Origin of the sequence: Providencia sp. PROV141 (assembly GCF_028481645.1) — a bacterium.
Lineage (GTDB): Bacteria > Pseudomonadota > Gammaproteobacteria > Enterobacterales > Enterobacteriaceae > Providencia > Providencia rettgeri.
Window position 1 is genome coordinate 102,507 of the sequence record NZ_JAMPPR010000019.1, and the last position, 10,484, is coordinate 112,990.

General features: G+C 38.6%; 11 protein-coding genes. 5 read left to right on the plus strand and 6 right to left on the minus strand.

The window, feature by feature from the left end; all coding sequences use genetic code 11:
- Window positions 1–338: 338 nt before the first annotated feature.
- The 3 genes from ccmB to PSF09_RS14125 are packed head-to-tail and all read right to left on the minus strand — an operon-like array spanning window position 339 to window position 2,832.
- Entirely contained in the window at window positions 339–1,004 is a 666-nt protein-coding gene (gene ccmB / locus PSF09_RS14115) for a heme exporter protein CcmB (RefSeq protein WP_004914238.1), read from the minus strand.
- Window positions 989–1,621, minus strand: a complete 633-nt coding sequence (gene ccmA, locus PSF09_RS14120; RefSeq protein ID WP_004914240.1) for a cytochrome c biogenesis heme-transporting ATPase CcmA — start codon at window positions 1,619–1,621, stop codon at window positions 989–991. Before ccmA ends, ccmB begins: the two co-directional genes overlap by 16 nt.
- Window positions 1,622–1,653: 32 nt before the next feature.
- The gene (locus PSF09_RS14125) at window positions 1,654–2,832 is read right to left on the minus strand and encodes an ion channel (protein ID WP_210836916.1); all 1,179 of its coding nucleotides are present in this window, start codon (window positions 2,830–2,832) and stop codon (window positions 1,654–1,656) included.
- Window positions 2,833–3,284: 452 nt separating this feature from the next.
- Here PSF09_RS14125 and cptA point away from each other — a divergent pair, with 452 nt between their 5' ends.
- Window positions 3,285–4,994: a phosphoethanolamine transferase CptA gene (cptA, locus tag PSF09_RS14130; protein ID WP_272665525.1), complete on the plus strand. Its 1,710-nt coding sequence runs from the start codon at window positions 3,285–3,287 to the stop codon at window positions 4,992–4,994.
- A gap of 49 nt (window positions 4,995–5,043) precedes the next feature.
- Here cptA and PSF09_RS14135 read toward each other — a convergent pair whose 3' ends face one another.
- A complete protein-coding gene (locus PSF09_RS14135) occupies window positions 5,044–5,730 on the minus strand; it encodes a DUF421 domain-containing protein (protein ID WP_210850402.1) in 687 nt (228 codons plus the stop codon).
- 304 nt (window positions 5,731–6,034) lie between these two features.
- On the opposite strand from PSF09_RS14135, the gene PSF09_RS14140 reads away from it, so the two are divergent.
- From PSF09_RS14140 to PSF09_RS14155, 4 genes are all read left to right on the plus strand, one after another.
- Window positions 6,035–6,358, plus strand: a complete 324-nt coding sequence (locus PSF09_RS14140) for a hypothetical protein (protein WP_272665526.1) — start codon at window positions 6,035–6,037, stop codon at window positions 6,356–6,358.
- Window positions 6,359–6,503: 145 nt separating this feature from the next.
- The gene (locus tag PSF09_RS14145; RefSeq protein ID WP_272665527.1) at window positions 6,504–6,944 is read left to right on the plus strand and encodes a GNAT family N-acetyltransferase; all 441 of its coding nucleotides are present in this window, start codon (window positions 6,504–6,506) and stop codon (window positions 6,942–6,944) included.
- Window positions 6,945–7,015: 71 nt separating this feature from the next.
- Complete coding sequence (locus PSF09_RS14150; protein WP_272665528.1) at window positions 7,016–7,282, plus strand: DksA/TraR family C4-type zinc finger protein; 267 nt, start codon at window positions 7,016–7,018, stop codon at window positions 7,280–7,282.
- Between the two features lie 418 nt (window positions 7,283–7,700).
- Window positions 7,701–9,707 carry a BCCT family transporter gene (locus PSF09_RS14155; protein WP_272665529.1) on the plus strand — a complete coding sequence of 669 codons (2,007 nt, stop codon included), beginning with the start codon at window positions 7,701–7,703 and terminating at the stop codon, window positions 9,705–9,707.
- Window positions 9,708–9,810: 103 nt separating this feature from the next.
- On the opposite strand, the gene cdiI is transcribed toward PSF09_RS14155, so the two are convergent.
- Window positions 9,811–10,224, minus strand: a complete 414-nt coding sequence (gene cdiI, locus PSF09_RS14160; protein WP_272684046.1) for a ribonuclease toxin immunity protein CdiI — start codon at window positions 10,222–10,224, stop codon at window positions 9,811–9,813.
- A gap of 11 nt (window positions 10,225–10,235) precedes the next feature.
- On the minus strand, window positions 10,236–10,484 hold a 249-nt coding region (locus PSF09_RS14165; protein ID WP_272684047.1), incomplete at its 5' end, for a CdiA family toxin C-terminal domain-containing protein.

Sequence of the window (10,484 nt, forward strand, 5' to 3'; positions counted from 1 at the left end):
ATATAAAATGATGAAAAATCATTTAACTGATTGAATAAAATGAAATGTTAAGATAAACCACCCGTTAAATGAGTAAGTTTTTCTTATTAATTTTGCTTTTTAAGCCGTAATTTATCGATGATAAAAATAAGGGTAATTTTGCTTTATTCTTCTAGACTACTGACAAACATGTAATGTTTGGCTGCAAGTCGAATAAGTTTTGAAAATAAACGGAGAAAAACAATTTATTGATTTTCGGCTGATAACACAAAGCGGGAAAAACTACGCTTTATCCCGCTTTGTCAACAACCTCAAGGGCAGTTTTACTTTGCCCTTATATTCTGTGAAAGGAAAAATATCTAACTATTACTTATATTCAGTTTCAATGCAGCGGCGATAGCGAGAGGAGAAAAGGTAATACTCGCAGCAAATAACGCGGCAAGAATGGCAAAATAGCCATCGAGAGGCATTTTAAAACTATGTGCCTCCATCGTACCTGTTGCATAAATAAGCACTGGAATATAAAGCGGTAAAACGAGCAGACTAACTAAAACCCCGCCCTTTTTTAAGGAAACTGTTAATGCCGCACCAATCGCACCAATAAAACTTAATACCGGTGTCCCCAGCAGTAAGGTACCCGCCAACACCAATAGCGTGTCCGCGCTAAAAGACAACATTAATGCCGCAACCGGAGATAACAAGATTAATGGCAACCCAGTCACTAGCCAGTGGGCAATCACTTTAGCAAATACGGTTATAAATAAAGGATGTGGCGCGAGTAATAGTTGTTCAAGAGAGCCATCAAGGTAGTCATCCTTAAATAAACGCTCTAGTGATAATAGTGAAGACAAAATAGCCGCGACCCAAAATACCCCAACGGCAATACGCGCTAATAACTGAGGCTCGGGACCAATACTAAGCGGAAATAATGTGATAACAATTAAGAAAAACCACAACGGGTTAACGAGCTCAGAAAAACCTCGGAAAGCAATTTTAAGTTCCCGTTTAATTAATAACCAAAACATGATTCAACCCCACCCGTCAGTTTTAGTGAACCAAATTGCCCTGACATCGCTTGGTGAGAGGTAAACAAGATAATCCCCCCCTGCTCTGCATGCTGATGAAAACGTTCTGTTAAACGAGCGACCCCCGCCACATCAATTGCGGTGAAAGGCTCATCAAGTATCCACAGAGGGGCTTCGCTTAGCCATAGCCTAGCTAAATTAACTCGCCGTTGTTGCCCTGCAGAAAGTTGACTAACAGGAATATCTTCATAACCGATTAATGAAACTTCCTCTAAAGCAGACCAAATACGCTCGCCTTCATGCCCTTTATGGTGCATTTGATAATAAAACTTGAGGTTTTCATAAGGTGTCAGTAATGATTTCACTGCAGGTTTGTGGCCTAAATAAAGTAAATGACGAGTGAATTCTTCTTTTAGCTTATCAATCGATTGATTATTCCAACAGACCGCACCTTCATCGGGTTTTAATAACCCAGCCATCATACGTAGCAGGGTTGTTTTTCCCGCTCCATTAGGCCCTTCAACTTGTAAGATTTCACTGGGCTGTACAATAAAATCAAGTTGATGGAATAACACCCTATTTTGCCGATGGCAACTCACTTGTTGAGCACTTAGCATGAAGCACAATTCCTGTTGTTTTTATTTTGAGGTTAGCTTTTTGCAACTTTGTTCAACAGCATATCACTAATAGAGTCACTCGATATTGCTTCACCGCAAAGCACTTGCATCAAAACCTCTGAACCTAAGGTCGATAATGAAAACAACATATCAGGTTTAAGTAAGCGAACTTTATCCATATTACTTTCTTGGTTAATTAACACCACGGTTTTCACCGTTCCCTCAACACCCGCTTGTTCTTTCACGCCCAATAGGGCAAAAGTGCTGAGCGAATCGCTATCCGTCATCACCAATACGCACTTCGCATGTTTTACGTTTGCTGCTGCTAGCAATTCCGAACTGGTGGGGTCGCCCGTTACAATGTTATCTTTTTCTGGGTAATGGCTACGATGGTTTTCTTGGCAAATCACAGCTACAGGTAGCTCTCGTTTTTTCAGCCCTTGATAGACATTGACGGCCATCGGTGTGCTACCAATCACCACATAATGATTTTTCATATAAGCAAACCTCTTACGCACAATTTCTTTCGTGCCTTTTGCTAACACCCCAACAATATAAACCACTGAAGTGGTAAAAATTGTGATCCCTAAAATAATCACTGTCACCGTGAATACACGCGCATCCACTGTAACCGGTACAATGTCACCAAACCCGACCGTCGTCATGCATACTAAAGCGAAATAAAAAGCTGTAGTACCATCTTTAACCACCGGCGAAAATTCATTACCAATATATAAAGTGCCAAAAATGGAGTAAAGCAACAATGCGATAATACACGTGATCGCCACAAACCCTGCACTGGTCAAGCTATGATGATGATATAGCTTCCAAAACACACACAATGCAATTAATAAAAAGAGTGAGAAATAACCTTGGTGGATATTTTCTTGCGCTAACCTCAAATCAACAAATGAAATAATTCCAAGCAAAAATAATGAGAATACCCAGGCGATACGGGCTCCATTAACCATAAATAGCGACAGGAAGATAAGCGAAATTCCCAATAAAAAACGGGGAATATCCAGCAGCTTCATAAAACCGAGTGATTTCAACCACTGTGTCAGCCCAGACTCACGCCAATCAATATAGTCAGTATAAGCACTTAACACAGGCTTTAAAATCATGGTGCCATCAATAATAATTAATAATGAAAGCAGCACCCTGATTGATAAGGATGATTTCAAAAAAGCCACAAATGAGTTGTCTAACATAAGTTGCTCTCACCCTTTATTGATAATGTTGGTCAAATTTTTATACACCATAAATAGGTTAAAAGATAATATCAACTGAATGAAATATTATTAAACAATAGTTCAATATTTTACTGTTTTAGTAACAACGTATAAAACATTGTCTATAATGCAATATCACAGAAACAGTTTCGAGCTGTGATTTGGTTCAGGAGTGCAGTTAACCCCCTGCATCTTGAAAAATGCCGATTCATACTCTAAATATTTCGAGAGGCAGGTAGGCAACAAGCGACGATAGACAAGGAGCATAGGTAAACTATGTGACTTGGCGAGCGGAGTGCAGTTAACACCCCTGCCTCTTGAAAGATGACGAGTATGGGGAACTTAAATTACATCTTCATATCTAAAAATCGATTTCTCAATTATTTTTCAATTCGACTTAACAATAATAGAAAACAAGAGTTTAAAAACCTATGAGTAACACTACACACTCGGAAAAGTTTAGCTGGACCTCTCTGTTCTGGTTACTAATCTACTTTTGGTATTTTTCATCGTTATTACAGCTGTATGTGCTCGTAACAGGGCAAAGTAATTCCATTGGCCTTAGAGACTCACTACTTTATAGCTCCCTTTGGCTAATTCCCGCTTTATTGTTCCCAAAAAGAATCAAATTAGTTGCTGGGGTGATAGGTATTGTTCTTTGGCTATCCTCTGTTGTCGCACTCGCCTATTTTGTGGTTTATGGTCATCAAATATCACAAAGTGTCATGTTCGTCATGTTTGAAACCAATACCAATGAAGCTGGTGAATTCCTTAAGCAATATTTTAGCTTCAAAGTCTTAGGCGTCATACTCGCCTATACTGTCGTCGCGATATTCCTGTGGACACGCCTAAAACCAGTCACATTACCAAAGACAGGGCGAGTCGGTATCTCATTGTTAATTTTAGTGATTTTGTTTGGTGTCCCTTACTATAATAAAGGCATAAAACAAGACCGCCCGATGTCGAGTATTGCATCTTATGTCAATAGTAAACTCGCCTATGCAGCGCCGTGGCAGTTTGTCAGTGGTTACTTCTTATATAAAAACCAGCTGGCAAACATGGAAGAGTTAATCCGTGACAACAGTAAAATTCCACCATTAGAAAACTTCATTGATGCTAACGGTGATACACCTCGTACATTTGTATTAGTGATTGGTGAGTCCACCAGCCGCGATAGAATGAGCCTATATGGCTATTCGCGCCCAACCACACCTGAATTAGATGAGCTAGCTAAAGATTATCCTGCTAATTTATCAGTATTCAATGATGTGGTGACATCCCGGCCTTATACCATTGAAGCACTACAGCAAATTCTGACGTTCGCGACACAAACTGAACCTGAACTGTTCAATTCGCGCCCTTCTATCATGAATATGATGAAGCAAGCGGGCTTTAAAACGTTTTGGATCACCAACCAGCAAACAATGACTGAGCGTAATACCTTATTAACTGCGTTCTCTCGCCAGACAGACAAGCAATATTATTTGAATAATGATATGGCTCAAAGCTCACGTATCTATGATGACGTGGTTTTTTCTCCATTCAAAGAAGCACTTGCAGACCCTGCTGAAAAGAAATTTATCGTTGTTCATCTGTTAGGGACTCATATGCGCTATGAATTCCGCTATCCTGAAGATAAAGCTATTTTCAAAGACAAGGACAGCGTAGTTCCTGCTAATTTAAATAATGACGAAGTAAAAGATTACAATGCTTATGATAATGCACAACATTATAATGACTATGTGGTTTCGTCATTAATCAAAGACTTTGATTCTTCAAAAGAAAATGGTTTTCTGGTATTTTTCTCGGATCACGGTGAAGATGTTTATGATACCCCGCCTCATGAAATGTTAGGGCGTAGTGAAGGTAAGCCGAGTAAAGTCATTTATAATGTGCCTTTCCTAGTTTGGCAATCACCTGAGTGGTTATCGACACATCAATTTGATTTGAATGATAAAACAACTCGACCGTTCAGTAATATGGACTTTATCTATGCATGGTCTGATTTAGCAGGTTTAAACTATACTGGATTTGAACCTGAAAAAAGCCTATTTAATGAGTCATTTAAGCCTCAACCTCGTTATATTGGTGACCCAGATAATAAATCCTCATTAATGCTCTATGATGATTTGAAAAAATAATTAAGCCTCTGTCGGTGAAATATTTTTTGTATTTCACCGACCTATTCATTTAAGCAATAACTTTCAGGTGCTGTGCATTTTTGCGGTTTATTTTACCATCTCGCAAAATAAACGTGACTTCACCGCGCCAAAATTCAGCCAAGAAAATATCACTTATTGATTCAATTCCTTGTAATTCAATTTGCTGCATTAACCAGCTTTCATCTCTTTCGATGGATTCCAAACCATAGCTTCTAATAACCCCTTCTTTTATCAGGATCACAGATGGCATGTTTTTTTCATCGCAAATAATAGTTAACTGCCCATCGGGCTCTATTTGCGCATAATAAATTTCTTGAAAAGAGTGAATTCCTTGTGCATGAATTCGAGATGAAATATTGATGAGGTCTATCTTATTGGCTTTCTCTAAAATGTTTTCCATTATAAATTGGCCTTTTTTAATGATGGGTATGGGATTACCAATCGCCACATTACGAAAAAAATTAAATCTTTTCGTTAAAAAGTTTAAAAAGCTAATAAACAAAACACCAATAATTAAAATAGTCACATACTGGTACAATGGGATAGTATCACTGTAAATCACCCCGCCAATAATGCCCCCTAAGACGAAATTACCAATGAAATCAATAGGAGTCATTTGGGAAAGCTGCGTTTTTCCCGATAGATTCATATGAGTGATAACAATGGCAAAACCGATAATAAACTTTAAAATAATCAACGAATAATAGTACGCCATATTGCTATTCCTTTGTTATCTAAAACATACATTTGTTTTCATTATTTATTTAAATATTAAGTTTCGATCAGTTTAGCTTGATTATCTACCTTTTATAGCGCTATAGCATGGAACAAACGATTATTTCCCCAAAAATAGTCTTCAACTCGAATCCAACACAACAAAATACTTTAATATTTCAGTCAATTAGCTATTTATTTTATAATCCACTTAATTTCAACTATAGTTAAATATACACATTGGCACTCAAGCCAATATCAAGCTTCAATAACATTTTTACCTACATCGTGCTAAGGATATGTTTATGAATATAAAACTCATCACTTCACTTCTTTTCGCGGGTCTTGTTACTGTTATCGCTGGTTGTGATGACTCTCCCAAACCGAGTGATACTGTTAAACAAGCAGAAGAAAAAGCACAGCAGTTAAAAGAAGATGGTGAAAAAAAAGCCAATGAACTGACAGAAGATGCAAAAAATAAAGCTGAAGAGTTGAAACAAAACGCGTCAGAGCTGAGCCAAGAAGTCAAAACAGATGCGATTAATAAAGCCGATGAAGTGGCAACCGATATGAAAGAAAAAACGGAATCGCTCAAAACAGAAAATGATGCAGAAAACGATAAAAAATAACTACTTTTTCAACCTTCTTCAAGAATGTAGGCTTTAAATGCCTACATTCTTATTTGCCCCTCATAAAAGCACCAAAACCCTCCTAACTAATTCGTCATTCCACGATATAATTACGCTTCTTATTCGTTAGCTACTAGGAACACTAATGCAAATTAAACACAGTATTGGGTACACAAACCCAGAACTTCTTACCGATGCTTTCAGCCTGCGCCAACAAGTTTTTACTCAAGAGCAGGGGTTCCCCGCTGATATCGATGTCGATGAATATGATGAATCTGCATTACATGTGGTTTTGTATTTAAATGAGCAACCAGCCGCTGTATTACGCTGTATACTACTTGAAGGTAATCTCATCAAAGTTGGCCGTGTCGCAGTACAAAAGCCACACCGCGGCAAAGGGCTTGGACGTGAACTAATGAAATTTGTAGAACAATATGGTCGCTCCCACCATTACCCTAAGATTGCTCTTTCAGCACAACATACGGCCATTGACTTTTACCATACCCTTGGGTATCAAACTGAAGGCGAAATGTATGATGAAGACGGAATAGACCACATTTACATGACATTATCTTTAGAGCAATAATTGCCCTTGAATTAAATTTTCTCGCCCTTATATTGCTATAAGGTCAATATTTAATCAAATAGAGGTGGATAATGGCAAATGGTTGGGCAAATGAAGATGCCGTTCAAGAACAAATTGATGCCACTCTTGATGATGCGGTAACGAAAGCGCGACGGCAATTACACTCCGGTGAAAGCGCCGAGTTTTGTGAGGAGTGTGGTGAAGCCATTCCTGAAGCCCGCCGTTTAGCATTACCCGGCGTTAAATTCTGTATTAACTGCCAAAATGAATTAGATAAAAAACAATCTGCATTTAGTGGTTATAATCGACGTGGCAGTAAGGATAGCCAATTACGCTAATCATATTTTCATTCCAATTTACCTATGGTTTTTACTTATCTAATGCTTACTTTCGCTTATTTGCATTAACTTATTGGTAAAACATGTAAATATTGCATTATTAATTATTAATTTAATGATAATTAACATGATATTTTTCCCCTCCAGTTAATGTTATTTTCCGATATTGTTGATCATTCTCCAGTATCATGGCAGTATAACCGCCTATTTTTTAACTTATGAAGGTGGTAAAGGCTCGAATATCATCGCTATTTTTGGCAGTTTAACCTGCCTACAACACCATATTATTGTTCTTTCTACCTCGTTTCCTTAGGAAACCTTTTCGCAATTATCCATTGTTTCATTAAGAAGGACAGCGCGTTGCATACTTTGTCAATTTCGGTATGCCAAAAATAAAATAAAACAAAAGAAGGTTGTTATGAGTCAAATTGCTACTGATTCTAAAAAAGTTCGCTCTAAAATTAGTCCCCCTGTGTTTTATAGCTCTGCCATTATTATTTTGGTTATCGTTGGCTTTGCCGCTTTGATGCCAGAAGTCGCAGAATCTCATCTAAGTCATCTTCAACAAAATTTATTTAATAACGCAAGCTGGTTCTACATTCTTGCTGTCGCTATTATTCTTTTGAGTGTGACTTATCTGGGACTCTCCCGTTACGGGCAAATAAAATTGGGACCAGACCATGCCCTACCAAATTTTAGCTATCTGTCATGGTTTGCGATGTTGTTCTCCGCGGGTATGGGGATCGGCTTAATGTTCTTTGGGGTTGCTGAGCCTGTCATGCACTACCTCAACCCACCGGTCGGTGAAGCACAAACGGTTGAAGCCGCTAAAGAGGCTATGCGCTTAACGTTCTTCCACTGGGGGTTACATGCTTGGGCGATTTACGCCATTGTTGCATTAATTTTAGCGTTTTTTAGCTATCGTCATGGCCTCCCTCTCACCTTACGCTCCGCCCTTTACCCAATTATTGGTGAGCGAATTTATGGCCCTATTGGTCATGCGGTTGATGTCTTTGCTGTGGTAGGTACGGTATTTGGTGTTGCCACTTCTCTCGGGTTCGGTGTGCTACAAGTAAACGCAGGTTTAAACCATTTGTTTGGTTGGCCTGTGAATGAAACTGTACAGGTGATCTTAATTATCACCTTTACGGGTTTAGCGACACTTTCTGTGGTTTCAGGCCTTGATAAAGGTATCCGTATTTTATCTGAACTCAACCTTGGCCTTGCTTTCTTATTACTGGTACTTATTGTTGCTTTAGGGCCAACAGTGCTTCTGCTGAAATCTTTCGTTGAAAATACGGGGGGTTATCTATCAGAGATCGTCACTAAAACCTTTAATTTATATGCGTATGAACCTAAGTCCAGTGGCTGGTTAGGGGGTTGGACCTTACTGTATTGGGGTTGGTGGTTATCATGGTCACCATTTGTCGGGATGTTTATTGCACGTATCTCCCGCGGACGCACCATCCGTGAATTTGTCATGGGCGTATTATTCGTCCCTGCAGGGTTCACATTGATGTGGATGACGTTCTTTGGTAACACGGCGATAGATTTAATCAAAAATAAAGGCGCAACACTATTAGCAGATACGGTACAAGCTGATGTGTCTCTCGCTTTATTTGAGTTTCTTAATTACTTCCCATTTTCTTCTGTGCTCTCCTTTTTTGCTATGTTGATGGTAATTGTATTCTTTGTTACTTCAGCAGATTCAGGCGCTATGGTGGTTGATACCCTAGCTTCTGGCGGTGATTCCAATACCCCAATTTGGCAACGTATTTTCTGGGCTGGCTTAATGGGTGTCGTTGCGATCACCATGTTGTTAGCCGGTGGCTTGCAAGCCTTGCAAACACTGACAATAGCCAGTGCGCTACCGTTTGCCATGGTGTTATTGGCCTCTATTTATGGCTTATTTAAAGCCTTACGCGTCGATGCTTACAAACGCGATAGTCAGCAATTGGCGACCATCGCCCCAACCGCCAGTCGTAACCCTATTCCATGGCAGCGACGCTTACGTAACATCGTATATTTCCCTAAACGTGCGCATGTTAAACGCTTTATGGAAGAATCCGTGAAACCTTCCATGGAGATGGTTTCTGAAGAACTGGCTAAACAAGGGACGGTGTGTCATATCCATACGGATCGAGACGATAGGATTGGTTTTGAAGTGGACTTAGGCGAAGATATGAACTTTTTATACGAAGTTCGCCTCCGTTACTATATTCAACCGTCATTTGCTTTAGCGGGTATGGGCACAGAAAGTGATGATGAAAAGAGTGAAGAACAACGCTACTACCGCGCTGAAATTCACTTAAAAGAAGGTGGGCAAGACTACGATGTGATGGGCTGGGCAAAAGAGCAGATCATTCACGATATTCTTGATCAGTACGAAAAACATATTCACTTTTTACACTTATTGGGTAAGTAGCTCTAAAAGAAATATTACCTAAAATGTATCGATAAAAACAGGCGGCTAAAATTATAGCCGCCTGTTTTTATTCAATTGTCTATTAATACAATAGAATCCTATTTTATAACATTTGCATTTTTGATAATAAATTACTTACGCTAGCTAAGTCTTCAGGATGAACTTTTAAATATTTATCACAAGCTAATCTGACATAGTGGAAGCAAGTTTCTTCACTGACGACTATTTCATCATCTTTTTCAGGAGGATAACCTATTGCAAAAAAAACACCCTCTTTAAAAATCATATCATCTAAAAATCCATCATATTCACAAGCAAAATGACAATATGCACCATCAGTACTATAGCCTATCTTTTGAACTATGTGGTCTACAACATCTAAGAAACGGTGATCATTATACATCCGGTCAAAATAAGTTTTGATGACCCAATCTTGATGGTCATAATTGTTTTTATCCTCATAATTATAAGGTAATCCAAACAATAAATGATTTAATTCATCAAAAGACTCATTCATATAAATTATTCCTATTGAGGATGAAAATTGCTAACACCTTTAGTTTTGGGATCTAAATAAACTCTAAAGGTAACTCCACCTGCTTTAGCGTTATAAGATTGTAATCCTTTTACTATAGCATCCCTATATCCATTAGCAGCTGCCTGTTGCCCTAAATCTAATATTTTTTGGTCTGAATAAACCTTCGGGTCATAAACTGTTTTTTTAAATGGTTCCGCACCATTACCTTTATATTGCCTTAGCGGGTATGGGTACAAAAA

Bases quoted from the DNA above. Each gene is read 5' to 3' on its own strand.
- ccmB (WP_004914238.1), bottom strand. From the start codon at position 1,004: ATGTTTTGGTTATTAATTAAACGGGAACTTAAAATTGCTTTCCGAGGT.
- ccmA (WP_004914240.1), bottom strand. From the start codon at position 1,621: ATGCTAAGTGCTCAACAAGTGAGTTGCCATCGGCAAAATAGGGTGTTA.
- PSF09_RS14125 (WP_210836916.1), bottom strand. From the start codon at position 2,832: ATGTTAGACAACTCATTTGTGGCTTTTTTGAAATCATCCTTATCAATC.
- cptA (WP_272665525.1), top strand. From the start codon at position 3,285: ATGAGTAACACTACACACTCGGAAAAGTTTAGCTGGACCTCTCTGTTC.
- PSF09_RS14135 (WP_210850402.1), bottom strand. From the start codon at position 5,730: ATGGCGTACTATTATTCGTTGATTATTTTAAAGTTTATTATCGGTTTT.
- PSF09_RS14140 (WP_272665526.1), top strand. From the start codon at position 6,035: ATGAATATAAAACTCATCACTTCACTTCTTTTCGCGGGTCTTGTTACT.
- PSF09_RS14145 (WP_272665527.1), top strand. From the start codon at position 6,504: ATGCAAATTAAACACAGTATTGGGTACACAAACCCAGAACTTCTTACC.
- PSF09_RS14150 (WP_272665528.1), top strand. From the start codon at position 7,016: ATGGCAAATGGTTGGGCAAATGAAGATGCCGTTCAAGAACAAATTGAT.
- PSF09_RS14155 (WP_272665529.1), top strand. From the start codon at position 7,701: ATGAGTCAAATTGCTACTGATTCTAAAAAAGTTCGCTCTAAAATTAGT.
- cdiI (WP_272684046.1), bottom strand. From the start codon at position 10,224: ATGAATGAGTCTTTTGATGAATTAAATCATTTATTGTTTGGATTACCT.